The following is a 21,313-nucleotide window of genomic DNA, read 5'->3' as shown; positions in this document are numbered from 1 at the left end:
CCCTCTTTCACTCTGCGGCAACAGATTATTGTGACCATGTTTTATACCGCTCCCTCAGCGAGTGGCGAATCCCCATCGCCGCCAGATTAAGCCCCACCACAATTAATACCAGCAGCAACGCCGTCGCGAACACCAACGGCCTCGCCGCCTCTACGCTGGGGCTCTGAAATGCCATATCGTAGATCTGGAAGCTGAGGTGCATGAATTTCCGCTCCAAATGCAGATACGGGAAAATATCATCCACCGGCAACACCGGCACCGACTTCACCACGCCCACCAGCATCAACGGCGCCGTTTCCCCTGCGGCACGCGCCACGGCCAGGATCAAGCCGGTCATCATCGCCGGTGCCGCCATCGGCAACACGATGTGCCACAGCGTTTCCGCACGGGTCGCGCCCAGTGCTAGCGATCCCTGACGCAGCGTGGCGGGAATACGTGACAGTCCTTCTTCGGTGGCCACGATCACCACCGGCAACGTCAGCAGCGCCAACGTCAACGCCGCCCACAGCACGCCGGGCGTGCCAAACGTCGGATTCGGCAGCGATGCTGGGTAAAACAGCTGGTCGAGGGTGCCGCCGATCATATACACGAAAAAGCCAAGACCAAATACGCCGTAAACGATCGAGGGAACACCGGCCAGGTTGACCACGGAAATACGAATCAGGCGTGTCAGAAGATTATTACCCGCATATTCATGCAGATAGAGCGCAGCAATGACGCCAAACGGCATCACCACGATCGACATCAGGATCACCATCAGCACGGTGCCAAAAATCGCCGGGAACACACCCCCTTCGGTGTTGGCCTCACGCGGGCTGTCGGTGAGAAATTTTTGTACCTGATCGGCCCAGTGCGCCAGTTTCTGCCCGCTGCCCATCGCGTTCGGATACCAGGCATCACGCACCTGGCTCAGCGGAATGGTGTGAATTTGCCCGTGCATATCGCGTAACAATAGGGCTGAACGCTCCAGATCGCGGTTCAGCCCCTGCAACTTGTCGGCCAGTTGCCGATACTGGCGCTGCAATTCCAGCCTTTCAGCACGGATCGATGCCTGTAAACGTTCATCCAGTTGCTGATCATGCAGCAGGCTTTTTTCGCGCAGGCGCAGACTTTCAAATTGCTGGTTGATACGCGCCATGTCGCGGAACTGAATCTCGTGCGCCTGACGGGAAAGCGCGGCAATCTGCGGCAAGCGCTGTTGCAATGCCTGGCCGAGATCGCGCCCGGTCAACGGTTGGCCGTCCTCCAGCATCCCGGCCAGATAGCCGTAGGCAGTACCATTGGTATTGCGTTCCAGCACCAGCACATCAGGCGGTGTGGTTTGCAGGCGCACATCACTAGCCAGCAGGGTACGGAAATCCTGCCCTTCAATTTCACGATTGCCCACCTTGATCAGATAACGGGTGACGCTTGGCGCCTCTCCCGCAGGCAGCACAATGCCGGAGTCCTGCAATTGGCGGCGCGAGAGCGTCTGTTGCTGATAAAGCTCACCGATTACCGTCACCGATCCTGCGGCGGTTTGGTTCAATTCGAACTGGTAAACCGGGCTGGGCCAGAAATAGCGCATCCCCTGCCCGGCCAGCAGCAGCAAAATGCCGATCAATGCCAACAGACTGACCGCCACCGATGCGGCCGTCAGCCAAATCCAGGGGGAGCCGCTGCTAATCCACTTTCTCATGGCGTCTCCTGATTCAGCGTATAACGCTCACGCAGGCGTAAACGCACGGCTTCGGCCAAGGTATTAAACATAAAGGTAAAGATGAACAGCACCAGTGCGGTCAGGAACAGCACGCGGTAATGGCTGCTGCCAACCACCGCCTCTGGCATTTCAATGGCGATATTGGCGGCCAGAGCGCGCAAGCCCTGGAACAGGCTGCCATCGATGATCGGCGTATTGCCGGTGGCCATCAGTACGATCATGGTTTCCCCCACCGCACGGCCAAAACCAATCATCAAGGCGGAAAATATTCCGGCGCTGGCAGAAGGTAATACCACGCCAACCACGGTTTGCCACTGGGTGGCTCCCAATGCCAGCGAGCCCCGGCTGAGCGCAGTGGGTACGCTGAACAGGGCGTCTTCCGCCAGCGAGAAAATAATCGGCACCAAGGCAAACCCCATCGCCACACCGACTACCAACGCATTACGCTGATCGTAACCCTCGCCCAGCCGGTAATGCAGCGGTTCACCGAACAGTTGCAACTCCAGCCATGGTCCAGCGGCAAACGCCAACCAAACGGTCAACAGCACCAGCGGCAGCAACAGCAGTAAATCCATCCCCGGAACCAAGCGGCCCGGGGCAAACTGGTTTACCAGCCAACCGCACAGCAGCACCACTATTGCCAGCAAAAACGGCAAAGCCAGTATCGCCAGCAGATAATTCTCCAGCAGCGGTGCCAACCAGATACCGGCCACCAGCCCAATCACCACCGTCGGCAACGCGCCCATCACTTCCACCGCGGGTTTCACCACGCGCCGTAACCCGGCCGACATAAAGCAGGCGGTATAAATCGCCCCGGCCAAGGCCAGCGGCACGGCAAACAGCATGGAATAACCTGCCGCCTTGAAGGTGCCGAAGATTACCGGCATCAGGCTGAACTTGGCCTGATAGCTATCCTCCCCCGAGGTGGACTGCCAAACGTAAGCAGGCTCAGGGTAATTTTCATACCACACCCGCTGCCACAGCGAGCGCCAGGTGACATCAGGATAAGGGTTATCCACGGCGTAATGTTGCCAACCCTGGACCGTTTCAAGCAGCAGGCCATCACCACGCGGCGCGAATGCCATCTGCTGCACATCGCCGGGCAAGATGGTATTCAACAACGGCTGCGGCTGAATGCTGGAAAACAGCGCAAAAGCGCCACCCGGCTGCCATGCGGCAAACACCCGGCGATAGGGCTCAGTAACCAGCAGTTCATTGGGCAACGCACGGTGTTCAAATTGCTGTATCGGCGTCAGTTGACGCTGCTGACCCTTTTCCACCTCGAACCACTCACGCAAGCTGCCGTCCCCTGCGCGGATCAACAGGGCGTGGCCACCGGGTAACAGCGTCAGATCATAAGGCAGGTGTTCGCCAAGAGTTAACGTCTCGCGCAACGATAGCTGCGTTCCTTCAACCTGATAACGGGCCAGCTGATTCCCGCTTAGTAAATAGAGTTGGCGGCCATCCGGCGTCAACAGCAGTTGCTGCGCGGCAGCATTCAGTTGCAGTTGCGTCAGTTGTACGGGCGCTGAAGCGTTGAAACGGCCAAACAATAAGCGATGATCGTCGGTGACTGCCGCCAGCAGGGTGGTTCCCCCGCGCGCTTCGGCCAGCGCCAGCAGCGCCAACGGTTGCCCTTGCGGATCGAATGCCACAGGTTGCTGCCCCAACGGGAAACGCCATTGCGGTTCGCCACCGCCTGTAGGAGCAAAATCAGCCTGGACCACCGTCAAACGGCCATCGGCCTGAGCCAAGGCAAACAGATCGCGCTCACCTACCCCCCGCGCCAATAATACCGGTTTACTCAGCAGGGTTTGTTGCGCTAACGCTTGCCCAGCGCGGGTATCACCTTGCGCCACTAATTGATAAAAACGGCCTTCGCCCTGTTGGTCAATGCGGTAACCGATGCGCTGCTGCACATCCATACCAATCACCCAGGCAGGGGATGCGTTGACGATCGGCAACGGGCGTGCCGCCCCGATGGAAACCGGTTTGAACAGCGGCAATACCGAGAGCAGCAGATAGACAAAAATCAGCATCAGCGTCATCAGCACCAGCAATCCGGTAGCGGTGACAGCGCCCTGCACGCCACGATCGACGAGTGCCCGCAAACGATCGCGAGGATGTTGATGTACCCTTGTTTGTGCCATGTCTCTCGCTGTCGGCTCCGTTTGCTGGCTTGCACCCTAAGATAACCGGGCATCTTATGTCAGTTTTGTGACGTTTGCATGACAAAAATGCCGGGCGTTATCTCTTCGCATGGCCGAGCTGATTGTCTTCCGCTTCCGTATAAAATGGGGGCGATAAGCCCGTAGATATGTTGGACATTCCAGCGGTTCTCTCGCAATAATGAATAAGACACTGGGCGGTGTCTCGAGTCCTTTTCTAAAATTGAACTGGAGTGGCAATGGGTCAGGAAAAGCTCTACATCGACAAAGAATTAAGCTGGTTATCCTTTAATGAACGCGTATTGCAGGAAGCCGCAGATAAGAGCAATCCCCTGATTGAGCGCATGCGGTTTCTAGGCATTTACTCCAATAACCTTGATGAGTTTTACAAAGTCCGCTTTGCCGAACTGAAACGGCGCATCTTAATCAGCGAAGAACAGGGTTCGGGCGGTATGCCGCGCCATTTGCTGAAAAAAATTCAGGCCAAGGTGTTAAAAACCGATCAGGAATTCGACAGCCTGTACAACGATCTGCTGCTGGAAATGGCGCGCAATCAAATCTTCCTGATCAACGAACGCCAGGTATCTGAAAACCAGCAAATCTGGCTGCGGCAATATTTTAAACAGCACCTGCGGCCTCACATCACGCCGATCCTGATCAATCACGACACCAATCTGGTGCAGTTCCTGAAAGATGATTACACCTATCTGGCGGTGGAGATTATCCGCGGCACGCGCATCGATTATGCGCTGCTGGAGATCCCGTCCGACAAGGTGCCACGCTTCGTCAACCTGCCGCCGGAAGCACCGCGCCGCCGCAAACCGATGATCCTGCTGGACAATATTCTGCGTTACTGCCTGGACGATATCTTCAAAGGTTTCTTCGATTACGACACCCTCAACGCCTATTCGATGAAAATGACGCGCGATGCGGAATACGATCTGGTCACCGAGATGGAATCCAGCCTGCTGGAACTGATGTCGTCGAGCTTGAAACAGCGCCTGACCGCCGAACCGGTGCGCTTCGTTTATCAGCGTGATATGCCGAATGAGATGGTGGAATTACTGCGCAACAAGCTGGGGATTTCCAACTACGATTCGGTGATCGCAGGTGGTCGTTACCACAATTTCAAAGACTTCATCAGTTTCCCTAACGTCGGCAAAGCCAATCTGGTCAACCGTCCGTTGCCGCGCCTGCGCCATATCTGGTTTGATAAATTCCGCAACGGCTTCGACGCCATCCGCGAACAAGACGTGTTGCTGTACTACCCGTACCACACCTTTGAACATGTGCTCGAACTGCTGCGCCAGGCGTCGTTCGACCCTAGCGTGCTGGCGATCAAAATCAACATTTATCGGGTGGCAAAAGATTCGCGCATTATTGAGTCGATGATCCATGCGGCGCACAACGGCAAAAAAGTCACCGTGGTGGTCGAATTGCAGGCACGCTTTGACGAAGAAGCCAACATCCATTGGGCTAAGCGACTGACAGAAGCCGGAGTGCACGTCATCTTCTCTGCGCCGGGGCTGAAAATCCACGCCAAACTGTTCCTGATCTCACGCCGTGAAGGCGATGACATTGTGCGCTATGCTCATATAGGCACCGGTAACTTTAACGAGAAAACCGCCCGCATTTATACCGACTACTCGCTGCTGACCGCCGACTCACGTATCACCAACGAAGTTCGCCGGGTCTTCAACTTCATTGAAAACCCATACCGGCCGGTCACTTTCGACAATCTGATGGTGTCACCGCAGAACTCCCGCCGGATGCTGTATGAACTGATCGATCGCGAAATCGTCAACGCCCAAGCCGGTGAAAACGCCGGTATTATGTTGAAAGTGAATAATTTGGTGGATAAGGGGCTGGTGGATCGGTTATATACCGCTGCCGCAGCCGGAGTAAAGATCCGCCTGTTGGTACGCGGCATGTGTTCGTTGATCCCCAACCTGCCGGGGATCAGTGACAATATCCAGGTGATCAGCATCGTGGACCGCTATCTGGAACACGACCGGGTCTACGTTTTCGACAACAAAGGTGACAAACGGGTTTATCTCTCATCCGCCGACTGGATGACCCGAAATATAGATTACCGCATCGAAGTGGCGGTATCGCTGCTGGATCCGGTGCTGAAACAGCGCGTTCTGGATATTCTGGAGATCCTGTTCAGCGATACGGTCAAAGCCCGTTATATCGACAAAGAACTCAGCAACCAGTACGTACCCCGCGGCAACCGCCGCAAGGTGCGCGCACAGGTGGCTATTTATGAGTATTTAAAAGCTCTGGAACAACCAGGAAAGTAGGCCAGCAACTATGCCGCTAAAAAGCACTGTAACCAACAAACCGCAGGAAATCGCTGCTATCGATCTTGGATCGAACAGCTTCCACATGGTGATCGCTCGCGTCGTGAACGGCGCTTTACAGGTATTGGGCCGTTTAAAGCAGCGGGTACACCTCGCCGATGGATTGGACAGTAACAATGTGCTCAGCGAAGAGGCCATCGAGCGCGGTTTGGCCTGCCTGGCGCTGTTTGCCGAACGGCTGCAAGGGTTCCCGGCCGATAACGTCACCATCGTCGGCACGCATACTTTGCGTCAGGCGGTGAATGCGGAAGTGTTCTTGAAACGGGCAGCCAAGGTGATCCCTTATCCGATCGAGATTATCGCCGGTCAGGAAGAAGCGCGTTTGATCTTTATGGGCGTGGAACATACCCAACCGGAAAAAGGCCGTAAACTGGTGATCGACATCGGCGGCGGTTCCACCGAACTGGTGATTGGCGAAGATTTTGAACCACTGCTGGCAGAAAGCCGCCGCATGGGGTGTGTCAGCTTCGCGCAGCAGTTTTTCCCTGGCGGAGAAATCAGTAAAACCAACTTCAAACGGGCACGACTGGCCGCAGCACAAAAGCTGGAAACCTTAGCCTGGCAATACCGTATTCAAGGCTGGCAATACGCGCTGGGCGCCTCTGGTACTATCAAAGCGGCCCATGAAGTGCTGGTGGCGATGGGCGAAAAAGACGGCCTGATCACGCTGGATCGCCTGGAGATGCTGGCAGAGCAGGTGTTGCAGTTTAAAAACTTCAGTGCCCTAAGCCTGCCGGGGCTGGCGGAAGATCGCCAATCGGTATTCGTGCCGGGGCTGGCCATTCTGTGCGGCGTGTTCGATGCGCTGGCGATCCGCGATCTGCGCCTTTCCGACGGTGCGCTGCGTGAAGGTGTACTGTATGAAATGGAAGGCCGCTTCCGCCATCAGGATATCCGCAGCCGCACGGCCACCAGCCTGGCGGATCACTACAATATCGATCGTGAGCAGGCTAAACGCGTGCTGGATACCACGGAACTGCTGTACGCCCAATGGATGGCGCAAAACACCAAGCTGGTGCAGCCGCAGCTGGAAGCCCTGCTGAGATGGGCCGCCATGCTGCATGAGGTTGGGCTGAGCATCAACCACAGCGGTATGCATCGCCATTCGGCCTACATCCTGCAAAATACCAACCTACCCGGCTTCAACCAGGAACAACAGTGGTTATTAGCCGCATTGGTGCGCTTCCACCGCAAAGCGATCAAGCTTGAAGAGTTGCCACGGCTGAATCTGTTCAAGAAAAAATACTATCTGCCGCTGATCCAGCTACTGCGTTTGAGCACCCTGCTCAACAATCAGCGTCAATCCACCACTACGCCAGAAACATTGCGCCTGGTGACCGACGATAACCATTGGACGCTGCGCTTCCCGGCCGGTTATCTGGCGCAGAACAACCTGGTGCAACTGGATTTTGAGCGTGAGCAGGCTTATTGGAATGATGTGGTAGGTTGGCAGTTAATGATCGAAGAAGAAAGCGAGCAGGACGAACAGCGTTCGGCATGAGGGCAAAGTATCGCCCTCTTATTGAACTCCCGCTCATAATGGCGTGCCATTTCCAGCGCTGGTGATTGCTAGCTTCCCCAAGCGGGGCCGTATAATGGTAATGTTCAGCGGTGGTCACCGCATCGCTGAACATTACCACACGCGGAAGACTAAACTAGCTACTCCATTGAACGTACAACGAAAAAATCCTGCGAAATTCTGGCCCCTTTATCCACCTTTTGCACATCGTGAACAAACCAGGCATATATTTCTGGTGGCGCACTGTCATCAGGCAAAGGTTGTGGTTGCTCCTGATAGGCTGCATGTGCGTAATCAAGGAATTTCCTCGCCCTTCTTAGCGCGGGCTTATACACCTCGGGTGCAATATAGAGACGTTTATCATTCGGATGTCTTTCCAAGTCGTTTTGCATATCCAGTGCAGCACTGCGAATATCATCCAGCCAACCCCAGTTTTTTTGCAAAATATCACGTTCACTCTGTAACCGATCGGCACTCTGTCGCGCCTGTGGTGTAATGCCCAACAATCCTGCTGAGGCTGCAGCGGAAGACATAATCTGCCCGCGCTGTTCTTCATATTTTTGGCATTGGCTACGATATTGATAAAATTGCCTGCCCAGCCAGTCAATATAGCTATCCAGATGCGCATTTTGCGCGCCAACGCTGAGTGTTTTTTGGGGAATAGCCTGCTGATAGATTTTTACCCACTGTCCAACCGACTTACGCTCGACGGCGTCCTGCATCAGGAAATAAGCCGCAACATCGGTATCTGTTTTATCAAGGGTCTGAAAATCCAGAAAAGGAACACCTGCCATGGTTGCTGCACGGTACATTCGGTGTAGCGCTACCCGACACAGTTCTGCACTCGGCTTCTGTTCATCCGGCTTCAGCCCCCCGCCCATATCCTCAGCACAACCTGGCAATAGTTCCTCTTGGTGTTTTTCCTTATTACCGCCTAACCGATAGAGACAACGCCAGACCCGCGTTTCATGAGCGGCCACCAGATGCAATGCATTCTTGACTACATCTGGCAGTGCCGAACTTTGGTCAATCGCTTTTTCACCCAATAAGACACTGACCTCTCTTACTGGCCCTCCGAATGTGGAAACAAAATAATCCAATCCATTGTTACTGCTGGCAGGAGTGTAGCGGCTACAGTCAAACAAACCGGTAAAGATGATCTCAACCGCAATACCCTGATAGGTATATTTGTCACCTTGCTTTTCGCATATATCTTCAAGCAAGGTGTCGATAAATTTACGTGCCAAGGTCGCACCAAGATCAAAACCGAATAGGGAAATGGAGATCAGTTTGATAGGGACCTGACTATTGGATTTCGCTCGTTCAAAGAAACGTTCAAATCGCAATTTTGCTGAGGCTATCCGAGTATCTACGCCCGTTACTAATATATCTGCCACAGTAGGGTTATCACGCAGCCAAGGAGTAGCCTCTATACTGACCCGTTTTGCCACATTTTTAGCACTATCGGCCAGGAGCTTTTTCCACTCAGCAGGGCTGATAAGCTTTCTCCCCTGCTCTTTCAATACCTCAAACCAATCAGCACCCTTGAATAACTCTATGCCTGCATCTTTAGCCATTTCACCCGGCTGATTTTTTAAATCATCCAGCACGGTGCTCTGCGCACCATCCATAATGGTATGAATTTTCTCAGTCAGCTCTTCATTAAATGGCGTACCGAGTCCGGAAATATAGAATGCATCGTAATTTTCACAAGACGTATTTTGTTGCGGCACAGGAAACGCCCTAAACAAACGGGCAATATTACTCAGGCGCTGTTCTGATGCATCCTGTTCAATATTGCGATGTACGCCATCAAAAAAGAAACCAACATGCCACGTTCGGGAACAGTTTCCCAACCCCGCATCCTCTGCCTGTTGTGCACGATTTGCAGCGGCAATAAGGTTTTCAATATCCATTATTTGTGCTCCAGCGCAACTGTTTTACCTTGGGTGTCAGGATGCTTTTCATAAGGTGACCATGCATTATCACTCCACCCCAGCAGGACTTTATCTCCAGGCAGAAAATGTACGTGCAAGTCATTTTCTCCCCACTTCCTTTCTGGCAATGGCATAACAACCTTGCGAGTTTCTGTACGCAGTCCAGCATCATACTGAGCGCGTGTGGTACTTAACGTCCAAATAACTTCTGCCGTATTTCCGCTGATACTGCCGCAACAGGTTGCTTTCCCCCCACTTGTCGAGTAAGGATTTTCTTTATATGCAAACGCATTAGCCCCTGCCACGCCATTGACGCTAAACCCCAAAATCGGGCGGTCAATCTCACTGTGAATAATCAGCGTGACAGGGCCGGTTGGTAGCCCCCAGATCGACGCCCAGATAAGCCAGCCACACCACACCACAACGGACAATAGCAACCCGCCCCAAATCCGTTTGCCCCAACGGGCATAACCGCGGGTCACTGCACCATCAATCTTTTCCAGTTGGGTAAACAATCCCATATCTTTCTCGCTTTCCTGTGGTTATTTATCTACTGCCAACAAATTAACAATACGAACCAGCGCCCCATTAACACTTCATTTATAAACGTCAATCGGACTTTCTTGGATTATTGCGGTGAACACCATCAAACAAACCAACGAACCAAGTCCGGGAACAAATTCCCAGCCCCGCATCCTCTGCCTGTTGCGCACGGTTCGCAGCGGAAATAAGACTTTCAATATCCACGGTTATTGCTCCTTTAAGTTAGGGGAATAGGTCAAATCAGGAATATTCTCTGCCTTTGGATGAATAAAACCGGTCCCCCACCATAAACGAACTTTATCCCCCGGTAGAAAATAGACATGCAGATAGTTTTCTCCCCACTTCCTTTCTGGCAGTGGCATAACAACCTTGCGAGTTTCAAGGCGCATACCTTTAAGATACTGCTCATGGGTAATATCGAGAGTCCAAATAACTTCTGCCGTATCACCACTGATACTGCCACAACAGGTTGCCCCGCCTCCTCCATGCGCAAACGCATTAGAACCTGCCACGCCATTGACGCTAAAACCCAAAATTGGGCGGTCAATCTCACTGTGAATAATCAGCGTAACAGGGCCGGTTGGTAGCCCCCAGATCGACGCCCAGATAAGCCAGCCACACCACACAACAACGGACAATAGCACCCCACCCCAAATCCGTTTGCCCCAACGGGCATAACCACGGGTCACTGAGCCATCAATCTTTTCCAGCAGGGTAAACAATCCCATGTTTTTCTCGCTTTCCTGTGGCTTTCAACATCCATTATTTATGCCCCAGCTCACCTGTTTTACCTTGGGTGTCAGGATGTTTTTCATAAGGTGACCATGCATTATCACTCCACCCCAGCAGGACTTTATCTCCAGGCAGAAAATGTACGTGCAAGTCATTTTCTCCCCACTTCCTTTCTGGCAGTGGCATAACAGCCTTGCGAGTTTCAAGGCGCATACCTTTAAGATACTGCTCATGGGTAATATCGAGAGTCCAAATAATTTCCGCCGTATCACCGCTGATACTGCCGCAACAGGTTGCCCCACCTCCTCCATGCGCAAACGCATTAGAGCCTGCCACACCATTGACGCTAAACCCCAAAATCGGGCGGTCAATATCACTATGGATAATCAGCGTGACGGGCCCGGTTGGTGGCCCCCAGATCGACGCCCAGATAAGCCAGCCACACCAGACGACGACAGACAATAGCAACCCGCCCCAAATCCGTTTGCCCCAACGGGCATAACCACGGGTCACTGCGCCATCAATCTTTTCCAGTTGGGTAAACAATCCCATATCTTTTTCGCTTCTCTGCGGCTATTTATCTACTGCCAACAAGCTAGCAATACAAACCAACGTGCCATTCCCAGCCCCGTATTCTGCCTGTTGTGCACAGCTTGTGGCGAAAGTAAGGCTTTCAATATCCACGGCTATTGCTCTTTTGAATTAACAGGCTTGGTTATATCCAGCATATCTTCAGCTTTGGGGCTAATGACCCCAGTTCCCCACCATAAGCGAACTTTATCCCCTGGTAGAAAATAGGTATGCAGGTAGTTTTCGCCCCATTTCCTTTCAGGCATTGGCATAACAACCTTGCGAGTTTCTGTACGCAGTCCAGCATCATACTGAGCGCGTGTGGTACTTAACGTCCAAATAACTTCAGCGTTATCACCGCTGATATTACCGCAACAGGTTGATTTCCCAGGTCCAGAAGCATATGGATTCGTTTCGTCATGTGCAAAAGAGTTAGCACCTGCCACGCCATTGACGCTAAACCCCAAAATCGGGCGGTCAATCTCACTGTGAATAATCAGCGTAACAGGGCCGGTTGGTGGCCCCCAGATCGACGCCCAGATAAGCCAGCCACACCAGACGACGACAGACAATAGCAACCCGCCCCAAATCCGTTTGCCCCAACGGGCATAACCACGGGTCATCGCACCATCAATTTTTTCCAGCTGGGTAAACAATCCCATGTTTTTCTCGCTTTCCTGTGGCTTTCAGCATCCATTATTTATGCCCCAGTTCACCTATTTTACCTTGGGTGTCAGGATGTTTTTCATAAGGTGACCATGCATTATCACTCCACCCCAGCAGGACTTTATCTCCAGGCAGAAAATGTACGTGCAAGTCATTTTCTCCCCACTTCCTTTCTGGCAGTGGCATAACAGCCTTGCGAGTTTCTGTACGAAGCCCAGCATCATACTGAGCACGTGTGGTACTTAACGTCCAAATAACTTCCGCTTTATCTCCGCTGATACTGCCGCAACAGGTTGCACCGCCTCCTCCATGAGCAAACGCATTAGCCCCTGCCACACCATTGACGCTAAACCCCAAAATCGGGCGGTCAATCTCACTGTGAATAATCAGCGTGACGGGGCCGGTTGGTGGCCCCCAGATCGACGCCCAGATAAGCCAGCCACACCAGACGACGACAGACAATAGCAACCCGCCCCAAATCCGTTTGCCCCAACGGGCATAACCACGGGTCATCGCACTATCAATTTTTTCCAGTTGGGTAAACAATCCCATGTTTTTCTCGCTTTCCTGTGGCTTTCAACATCCATTATTTATGCCCCAGCTCACCTATTTTACCTTCGGTGTCAGGATGTTTTTCATAAGGTGACCATGCATTATCACTCCACCCCAGCAGGACTTTATCTCCAGGCAGAAAATGTACGTGCAAGTCATTTTCTCCCCACTTCCTTTCTGGCAGTGGCATGACAGCCTTGCGAGTTTCAAGGCGCATACCTTTAAGATACTGCTCATGGGTAATATCGAGAGTCCAAATAACTTCTGCCGTATCTCCGCTAATACTGCCGCAACAGGTTGCTTTCCCCCCACCAGTCGAGTAAGGATTTTCTTTATATGCAAATGCATTAGCCCCTGCCACGCCATTGACGCTAAACCCCAAAATCGGGCGGTCAATCTCACTGTGAATAATCAGCGTGACGGGGCCGGTTGGTGGCCCCCAGATCGACGCCCAGATAAGCCAGCCACACCACACAACAGCAGACAATAGCAACCCACCCCAAATCCGTTTGCCCCAACGGGCATAACCACGGGTTACTACGCCATCAATCTTTTCCAGTTGGGTAAACAATCCCATGTATTTCTCTATATCCTGCCGTTATTAGGCTGAGTAATCAGTCAGGACCTTTGCCAATGTGGTTTTTCCTTGGCTGACTTTTTGCAGTGGCTCCTGCATCTCTTCTGACTCAAGTACCCTCTTGCCACCATTAAGGTAATAAAGTGCATAAAGTTTGCGGTCTGGCCCCGCGTCTAAACCGGCTGCTTGAGCTTTATCCAGCGCCTTAATCACCATATCGCGCTGAGCACAGGGCGGAAAATGCTGGCTCGCAGGCATCTTCTGCCACTGTGCCAATACCGTACTGACCTCCGGTTTGTCCGCAATCTGTTGCCAGATTTCCTCATTAAGCCTAACGGTACGCTCTCTGGCATTTTCTGCGGTCGATGGCATCAAGGTGACCGGCTGCCAGTTTCCCTCTATGGGCGTCCACCACTGAGCAATGTCTTTAAACAGGAAGTAATGCCATTCCTGTTCATGACATTGCACCAGTGTATTCAGCACATGACGGCTATAAAAACGGATTAGCGCTGTGCTCTTATCGGGGCAAATAATCGTACAGGCGTTTGAAAGCTGTATCGCCAAGGAACCCAGTAAACGAGGGGAAACAATAACGCCGACGATGCCGGGGGTGTTTTTCAGATATTCGCCGAGCTGATCTTTATTCTCCAGCGCAAACAACCAAGGCCCGTAAGTTCTGGCATCGGTGAGTTGGGGGTGGAGAAATAGTGATGACATGGCCGATGAATGCGCAGTATAAAACGCCTGAAAACCTTCAGATGCTTGTGCTCCACCTTCAATCAATAAATAGAGATGGCAACCGTCTGTTTGAGGTATGGCCTGAAGTAATGCCGTTATATCCATTGTTATGCTCCCTGCACCACGGCATCGTTCGCTTTTATAGCGTTAAGTAAACACTCAATGCAGACCTTCTTCTGAAGCGGAGGATACTGGCCGGGAAGCAGTGGCACGTTGATCGGCATATCCGCCTTGCCCGCCTTCGCCGTGCGTTTTACCTTGCGCACATACTGTGCCGTGGTGCCGTATTCAATCTTACCCATCTCGATTTTCACGTAGCTGCCGCCTATCAGCGTGATGCGCTTCTTCCCAGCAAACGATATATCGTCGGCGGAGCTTAGGGTGAGTTTCTTCTCCGCAAACAACCGCAGGCTGCCGTTCTGCGCCTGCATCTCTATCGGCCCTTCACCGGATTTCAGGCTCAGTTGCCCGCTGCGGGCAAACAGCCCCAGTTTCTCACCGGCCAACGCCGTCATATTGCCCATCACGCCAACGCTGATATCGCCCCCGGCGTTGATGGCCACATTTTTACTGGCGGCAAGCTGTAAGTGCTCACCGCTGGTCACCGCTATCCCCTGCGGTGCCGCGAAATGCAGGGTGTCATTCAGCGGTTTCAGCCGCTGCTCAAACATCGTCAGCTGGCTGTCGATATCCGCTTTCAGCGCCTCAGCCTGTTCGGCGGCGGCGTTGAGTTGCTGTATCTGGCGTAAGCAGATGTCGATTTCCTTCAGCGCGGTCGCCATGTCCAGCACCTCTCCCTGCGCCTTGGTCTGCCCGTCGGCGCTGATAAACAGCCCCTTCGCCACACGTATCACCCCGTACTCATCGGTACGCAGTTCAAAGCCCGTTCCACGCGCTTTATCCTGCGCATCCACCAGGTGGCCGCTGTTTAACTGGCTCTTGCCAAATTCCGTGGCGAGCTTGATATGCTCCTCATTGCGCTTGTCCTCCATTCGCAGTTTGCTGTTGGCTGGGGTGCGCAGGACGTTGCGGGTGTGGTTGTCGCGGGTGACGTGGTCCGGGTGTGCCGAATCGTGCAGCGCATGGGCGATGTAGGGCAAATCGATATCGCCGTTATGATAGGCGATGGCCACTTCCGTGCCATCGATAAACGGGGTGTGCCAGCCGTAAACCTCTCCGGCATAGGGCTTTGCCTGCCGCAACCACAGATAGGCATAGCCCTGTTCGCGGTCATCACGGTCAAAATCCAGCTTCACCCGATAACGCCCCTGCTCGTCCAGCCAGGCGTAGGTGTCGCGCTGCTCGCGGCTTTCTATACGCGCAGGCAACGAACCGTGGATGTGCGGGCGCGGGCATTCCGGGGGGCGATAGCCGAAGCGTTCGGTATAGGGCATGCCCCACAGCGACACATGCAGGCGGGAATCGCGTGCGGCGCGGAAGGTCGCCTGCGTAATCAGCATCCCCTCTTTCAAGGCTGTAATGCGATTGCCCTGCGGCTCCAGCACCTGACCGGGCGCAAGGTGGGCGGCGTTGCTGAACAGATGCAGGCGGTTGGCGTTGTTCAGCTCACGTTCATGATAAAGGCGGGCGTAGAACGCCCCGCTCTCGGTTTCCAGCTCCAGAGCACCGTCATCACCGGCTTCCCGGTACGGGGCCGCATAGCGGTAATGCTCACCGCTGGTCACCGCTTCGCTGCGGACGCGCACTTGCGCATCCAGCGGGGTGCTGGCGGTGCGGTAGTTGTAATCGCGCGTATTGACCCCGCCCGTGACCGCACGGTGCCAGGTGCGCACGCCCCACACCGACTCTTCCGCGCCATCGTACAGGCCTGCGGGTTCACAGTAGGGCAGTTGGACATCAAACTGATACTGGAGCGGATGGTCGGCAAACAGCAGTTTTTCCTGCTCGGTTGCCGCCTGCATCTCGGAGCGGTACCAGATACCCACCTCCGCGAGAATACGCTGGATAAACTGCAAATCCGTTTCACGCCACTGGGTGATCAGTTCTCGCGGTGGATAGGTGCATTCCAGGCGAAACTCAAAGTCCGGGCCTTCAAGACCGTGGGCACGTAACACCTGCTCCACCACCTCCGGCACCGACTGGTTCTGGTAAATGGCACAGCGGCGAGTACGGGAAAGCAACGCCAGACGGGATTCCAGCGCCACCCGGTAATGTGACTGGTCGGCAGAAGTGGAAAGCCACTCGAACCCGGTGATGATGCCGTGCACGGCCTTGCCGCTGCGCATCCGCAGGCTGGCATACTTCATCAGCACCTGCTCAGGCGCAATATCGGCCTGCGGGGTGGTGAATTCAATCTGCCAGTTGAAGGGCCTACTTAAGGCTTCACGCCCGCGAAAACGCAGGATATCCGGTTTGACCGGGCTGTCGTTGATATTTAGGGTATAGCGGGATAGAGAAGAACCGAACATTGCCGCAGTGCTGTCCATAGAGCTGCCACCTGTTATTCCATTATGCGCCAGAGTATAACCTTATATTCCAGGCAGTTGATTGTAGGGGCAGGTTTTATAAACACAATAAATTCAGGCAAAATTGCATCAGAGGCCAATGCGTTATAGACGCGCATTGATTTTTGTCGGATACGCCAATAGACCTTGGCAAGACACGCCCATTTCATCTTGGATGGCAGATTTTAGAGGTCAGTGCCCGCCTCGAACGATCTGCCACCCATTTTGGCTGACTTATATGATTACCGGTAACGGTTAAGCTTGCACTCTTGCTAGCCACCTGGAAATCAGGCTGTTGATTGTAAGATTAGTGAGTATCTTGTTCTTCTTTACCCGGCTGCACCAACGACTCCAGCAACTGTGGCTTACCGATGAAATAGCCCTGCATGTAATCCACACCCAGGCTTTTCAGCACATCGCGCTGTTCCGCTGTTTCTACATATTCCGCCACAATCGATAACCGCTGCATCAGCGCGACTTTGCAGATTGACGAAATAATCTGGTAATCCACCTTATTGGTCAGCATACCGCGCACAAAACTGCCGTCGATCTTCAGCGTATCCACATGCAACTCTTTCAGGCGATCGTAGGTGGCATAGCCAGTACCAAAATCATCCAATGCAATGCGGCATCCCAGTTGACGCAGCTCTTGCAACGAGCTTTTGGCATATTTAACATTCTGCACCAGATGGGATTCCGTCACTTCCAACACCAGTTGATAAGGCTCAATCTGGTACTGTTGCAGCGCATCGCGCACGTCCTGACACAGGCTCGGGCGGCACAGCGAAGAGGGGGAAAGATTCACGGCAAAACGCGCGCTGGGCATAGCTTCCCGGTTCTGATCCATAAACTCCAGCGTATGGCGCAGCACCCACAAATCCAACTGATAGGCCAGGCCAAACTCATGGATCACCGGCATAAACTCACTCGGAGGCACAATGCTGTCGTCATCATCCAACATCCGCAGCAAAATCTCGTGATAAGTATCGCCACGCACGCCAACAATCGGTTGTGCCATCAGCACAAAGCTGTCGTTATCCAGTGAACGCTGCACCCAGTGCAACAAGGCGACCTTGCGTTTGATCTCCTCCTGCGCAACATGGTGATCGTTCTGCACGTTCTCCGCCCGGCCGCTGGTCAGTGACATTTCTGCCAGTGAGCTCAACTCCCCCAGCAGCAAATGCAAATGCGCCACTTCCGAGTACACGCCGCAATAACTGATACCCAGAGGTGGATGAATCGGCAGGCCGTTCCACACCAGGCGGAATTTCTCCAACGTACTCTGGATGGTGGCCACCTTGGCTTCGGCGTTAGAGCCGTTCAGCCGCAGCACCAGATCGTATCCCGGCAGATGATAGACGTCCTCGCCCTCCTCCAATACCGTGCGCAACGTGCCGGCCAACTTCTGCTTGAAGCGGATGCGCAATTGCATACCGTAGTTACGGCTGAGCAGGTCCAGCTCAGAGATACGCAAAAAGCAAAGGGTAGAGCGCGGTGTTTTCGCTAAATCGCGCTTCAGTGCCCGCAGGTTGGGCAAACCGATTACCGGATCCTTCAGCGAAGCACTCTGCGCTTTGGCGTGATCCATCCGCTGGCGGGTATGTATCGCCGACGTCAGCAGAATACTGAGCGTAAACGCCAACATCATCGAAGAGATCATCGTCAGGTTGTGTAACAGATTGGTCCACTGCACATAACCTGGATAGTTAAAGAACAGCACTATCAGGGTCGCGGCCCAGATAATGCCATTAAACTGGTAGCCAAAACGCATGGCGCTGTACAACATCACGGGCAACAGCAATGTCAGGCTGTAATCTGGCACCTGCAAGAAATTCGTGTCTGCCGTGTGATAAGCCAGAATAAATACCAGTATGCTCAACACCGCAAACCACAGTTGCAGTTCACCCTTTTTCACCCCCGGCGCGACCTGCCGGCAGATACGCCCCCACAGAACCTTGGCAAATCGGGGGTTTTTAATGATCCGCAATACAGAATAGAACAGTTGCATGGACGAGAGGCAACCGATCAGTACCGCCTGAAAATTGACCAGCGTATGCAGATTGATCCCGTTGCCCGGCATCATACCGAGCTCATCAGGCAACATATCAAGACCGATGACTAACTTCAGACCGAAGATAAATAGCACCGAGGGCATCATCACCAGCCAGATAAGCCGATATTTGCCGAGCTTCAGTTCCGAGAACCCCGCACACCAGCGGCGCTGAGACAGGCAACGATAGCCCCACCAGCAAATGCTCAGGCACACCAGATAGAACAGGGTCATGATCACCGTGATATCAGCCCCAGCGCGATCGGAATAGCGAATAAGAATCGCCAGACCAATTCCTGGCAGGGCGCGCCAGTCATAGACCATCAGCAAAGAAAAGCAGGCCGCCAAAGGTAAATAGATCAGATAGACCTTACCTTCAGGCAGCATAAGACGTGGCGATAACCAGCCGGCAACCGGCAGTATCAGCAGGCTCAGCACAATAGGCTGCCCCCACCAGTGATCGCGTAAATTATTCCAGAATTTCAAAATACCCATCAAGACACTATATCCGCCAATGCGTGATTCATTTCACCGCTTAAGCATAATTTAAATTGCAGAGAAGAGTTAGATCCGAGCCAACTCCGGAGCCATTCATAAGCAGAACTGAGACACCATGATTTAGCATCAAGAATGGCCGTGTATTCTATTCACTGCGATAGCTCAAAATTTGACCGCAGTCAATCAATAGAGAAAAAACTAATGAAAATTCGTAAAGCGTTTTATCCTGCCGATAATAACCTATTAATACTCAACAAAAAATCAAAGAACATCTCAACAGAGCCTAAATGCGCGATTCAATGAAATGGAAATAAATAGACATCTTTTGTCATCACCGCATAGAATCACAGCATTAACCAATTGAATATCAATAAGTAAGCACATTTAAAAACGAACCACACCAGATATTGACACATTCGGATGATAATATGAGAAGAAAACCGACCGGACTCATGACCAAGATCGTCTTGCTAATAAGCTTTATCATTTTAGTTGGCCGTCTGTTGTATGCTGCCATCGTCGCCATTCCCCATCATCAGGAAAAAAGCATGACGCCACTGCCGCAGAACCCTAAAATCAGCGTGTATAATCAGTGAGTTCTCATTCAGCACGGCGACAATATCTCCCCTTTTCATCACCGTGGAAACGAATAATTAAGCCGTCTGCCATACATTCAGACCTCTTACTTATTCTTCACTTCCAGGCTGGTTTCACAAAAATGACGCCCACCGACGCTATGCTCTATCTTGTAAAGATAGCCGTAAAGGAACCGCATGTACCCAGTCAGCGTTAAGGAATACCATGTCCACCGCAACGCATAACGTAAAAAAGGTCGCTGAATACCGTCAGCGTATCCTGAATCTGCTGTTAAATAACAAAGGGTTGATTGACAGCATTCTCGGCCGTTCAGGGGATGAGAAAGAGCTCAGCCAAAACGAGCTGTTGAATCACACGGCCGAAATTACCCAACTATTGAAAGGCATGCACGCCGCCGATCTGGCTGACCTGCTGGAAGCATTGCCACAAGACCAACGCCTGGCGCTGTGGCGGCTGGTGGATACCACCAAACGTGGCCAGACGCTGGTCGAAGTGGCAGAACCCGTTTGGGACAGCCTGATCGAAGAGATGAGCGATAAAGACCTGCTCAAAGCGCTCAAAACGCTGGACGTCGATGAACAGGCCTATCTGGCCCAGTACCTGCCGCGTAACCTGATGGGCCGCCTGCTCACCTCGCTCGAACCACATGAACGCACACAAGTGCGGGAAATGGTGCACTACGGCAAGGATACCGTTGGCTGGATGATGGATTTCGAACTGATTACGGTCCGCCCGGACGTTTCACTCGGCACCGTCCACCGCTTTCTACGCCAACGCAAAACCATTCCAGATGCCACCGACAAGCTGTTCGTTACCGATCGCAAGAATACGCTGTTAGGCGAATTGCCGCTGACGGCGGTGTTGCTCAACGATCCGCAAACGCTGGTTTCTCAGCTGATGGACAGCGATCCCACCACCTTCCAGCCGGAAGATAAAGCCGAAGCCGCGGCCAGCGCTTTCGAACGTTATGACCTGATCAGTGCCCCGGTGGTGGATGCCAAAGGCAAACTGATGGCACGCCTGACCATCGAAGAAGTCGTTGACGCGGTCAACGAGGAAAGTGATAACACTCTGCGCCGGATGGGGGGGTTAAGCCCGGATGAAGACGTGTTTGCCCCGGTCGGCAAAGCGGTGAAAACCCGCTGGGCCTGGCTGGCGATTAATCTGTGCACCGCCTTTATCGCTTCACGGGTCATTGGCCTGTTCGAGCACACCATTTCGCAACTGGTGGCGCTGGCTGCCCTGATGCCGATCGTCGCCGGTATCGGTGGCAATACCGGTAACCAGACGATTACCATGATCGTACGGGCGCTGGCGCTGCACCAGATTGAAGTCGGCAATATCTCACGGCTGTTGCTCAGAGAACTGGGCGTTGCGGTGATCAACGGCTTCGTCTGGGGCGGTATCATGGGGTTGGTCACCTACCTGCTGTATGACGATCTGGCGATGGGCGCCGTGATGACGCTAGCCATGATGCTGAACCTGCTGGTCGCAGCGCTGATGGGGGTGGTGATACCGATGACCATGCTCAAGCTAGGGCGCGATCCGGCCGTGGGTTCCAGCGTGTTGATTACCGCCCTGACCGATACCGGGGGGTTCTTTATTTTCCTCGGTCTGGCTACTATTTTCCTGCTTTAAT

General features: G+C 53.2%; 17 protein-coding genes. 4 read left to right on the top strand and 13 right to left on the bottom strand.

Annotation, left to right across the window (positions count from 1 at the left end):
* Positions 1-25: 25 nt before the first annotated feature.
* Positions 26-1,678, bottom strand: coding sequence for a phosphate ABC transporter permease PstA (gene pstA, locus AC2A1E_RS02090; RefSeq protein WP_484382341.1), 1,653 nt, complete (start codon positions 1,676-1,678; stop codon positions 26-28).
* Positions 1,675-3,849, bottom strand: coding sequence for an ABC transporter permease subunit (locus tag AC2A1E_RS02085; protein ID WP_484382340.1), 2,175 nt, complete (start codon positions 3,847-3,849; stop codon positions 1,675-1,677). Before AC2A1E_RS02085 ends, pstA begins: the two co-directional genes overlap by 4 nt.
* Before the next feature lie 257 nt (positions 3,850-4,106).
* On the opposite strand from AC2A1E_RS02085, the gene ppk1 reads away from it, so the two are divergent.
* Positions 4,107-6,170 carry a polyphosphate kinase 1 gene (gene ppk1, locus AC2A1E_RS02080; protein WP_459401768.1) on the top strand — a complete coding sequence of 688 codons (2,064 nt, stop codon included), beginning with the start codon at positions 4,107-4,109 and terminating at the stop codon, positions 6,168-6,170.
* Between the two features lie 10 nt (positions 6,171-6,180).
* Positions 6,181-7,731: an exopolyphosphatase gene (gene ppx / locus AC2A1E_RS02075; RefSeq protein ID WP_484382339.1), complete on the top strand. Its 1,551-nt coding sequence runs from the start codon at positions 6,181-6,183 to the stop codon at positions 7,729-7,731.
* Positions 7,732-7,889: 158 nt separating this feature from the next.
* Here the strand turns inward: ppx and AC2A1E_RS02070 are convergent, their stop codons facing one another.
* From AC2A1E_RS02070 to AC2A1E_RS02020, 11 genes are all read right to left on the bottom strand, one after another.
* A complete protein-coding gene (locus tag AC2A1E_RS02070; protein ID WP_484382338.1) occupies positions 7,890-9,665 on the bottom strand; it encodes a DUF2235 domain-containing protein in 1,776 nt (591 codons plus the stop codon).
* Positions 9,665-10,207 (bottom strand): DUF3304 domain-containing protein, encoded by a 543-nt coding sequence (locus AC2A1E_RS02065; protein ID WP_484382337.1) that lies wholly within the window; start codon positions 10,205-10,207, stop codon positions 9,665-9,667. Before AC2A1E_RS02065 ends, AC2A1E_RS02070 begins: the two co-directional genes overlap by 1 nt.
* Positions 10,208-10,295: 88 nt before the next feature.
* Positions 10,296-10,433, bottom strand: coding sequence for a hypothetical protein (locus tag AC2A1E_RS02060; protein ID WP_484382336.1), 138 nt, complete (start codon positions 10,431-10,433; stop codon positions 10,296-10,298).
* Between the two features lie 2 nt (positions 10,434-10,435).
* Positions 10,436-10,957, bottom strand: coding sequence for a DUF3304 domain-containing protein (locus tag AC2A1E_RS02055; protein WP_484382335.1), 522 nt, complete (start codon positions 10,955-10,957; stop codon positions 10,436-10,438).
* 34 nt (positions 10,958-10,991) lie between these two features.
* Positions 10,992-11,513 carry a DUF3304 domain-containing protein gene (locus AC2A1E_RS02050; protein ID WP_484382334.1) on the bottom strand — a complete coding sequence of 174 codons (522 nt, stop codon included), beginning with the start codon at positions 11,511-11,513 and terminating at the stop codon, positions 10,992-10,994.
* 134 nt (positions 11,514-11,647) lie between these two features.
* Positions 11,648-12,193, bottom strand: a complete 546-nt coding sequence (locus tag AC2A1E_RS02045) for a DUF3304 domain-containing protein (protein WP_484382333.1) — start codon at positions 12,191-12,193, stop codon at positions 11,648-11,650.
* A gap of 34 nt (positions 12,194-12,227) precedes the next feature.
* Positions 12,228-12,749, bottom strand: coding sequence for a DUF3304 domain-containing protein (locus AC2A1E_RS02040; protein WP_484382332.1), 522 nt, complete (start codon positions 12,747-12,749; stop codon positions 12,228-12,230).
* Between the two features lie 34 nt (positions 12,750-12,783).
* Positions 12,784-13,326 carry a DUF3304 domain-containing protein gene (locus AC2A1E_RS02035; RefSeq protein ID WP_484382331.1) on the bottom strand — a complete coding sequence of 181 codons (543 nt, stop codon included), beginning with the start codon at positions 13,324-13,326 and terminating at the stop codon, positions 12,784-12,786.
* A 24-nt stretch (positions 13,327-13,350) separates the two neighbouring features.
* The gene (locus AC2A1E_RS02030; RefSeq protein WP_484382330.1) at positions 13,351-14,169 is read right to left on the bottom strand and encodes a DUF4123 domain-containing protein; all 819 of its coding nucleotides are present in this window, start codon (positions 14,167-14,169) and stop codon (positions 13,351-13,353) included.
* Between the two features lie 2 nt (positions 14,170-14,171).
* Positions 14,172-16,511, bottom strand: coding sequence for a type VI secretion system Vgr family protein (locus tag AC2A1E_RS02025; protein WP_484382329.1), 2,340 nt, complete (start codon positions 16,509-16,511; stop codon positions 14,172-14,174).
* Positions 16,512-16,836: 325 nt separating this feature from the next.
* Positions 16,837-19,074 carry a sensor domain-containing phosphodiesterase gene (locus tag AC2A1E_RS02020; protein ID WP_484382328.1) on the bottom strand — a complete coding sequence of 746 codons (2,238 nt, stop codon included), beginning with the start codon at positions 19,072-19,074 and terminating at the stop codon, positions 16,837-16,839.
* Between the two features lie 431 nt (positions 19,075-19,505).
* Between AC2A1E_RS02020 and AC2A1E_RS02015 the strand changes: the two genes are divergently transcribed.
* On the top strand, positions 19,506-19,673 hold the full coding sequence (locus AC2A1E_RS02015) for a YfgG family protein (RefSeq protein WP_484382327.1): 168 nt from the start codon (positions 19,506-19,508) through the stop codon (positions 19,671-19,673).
* Positions 19,674-19,878: 205 nt separating this feature from the next.
* Positions 19,879-21,312: a magnesium transporter gene (mgtE, locus tag AC2A1E_RS02010; RefSeq protein ID WP_484382326.1), complete on the top strand. Its 1,434-nt coding sequence runs from the start codon at positions 19,879-19,881 to the stop codon at positions 21,310-21,312.
* Position 21,313 lies beyond the last annotated feature (1 nt).

This window comes from Serratia sp. HNCC26DJ206, assembly GCF_057180605.1.
Note: the sequence above shows the minus strand (reverse complement) of the source record. Positions and strands in the feature narration are given on the sequence as shown.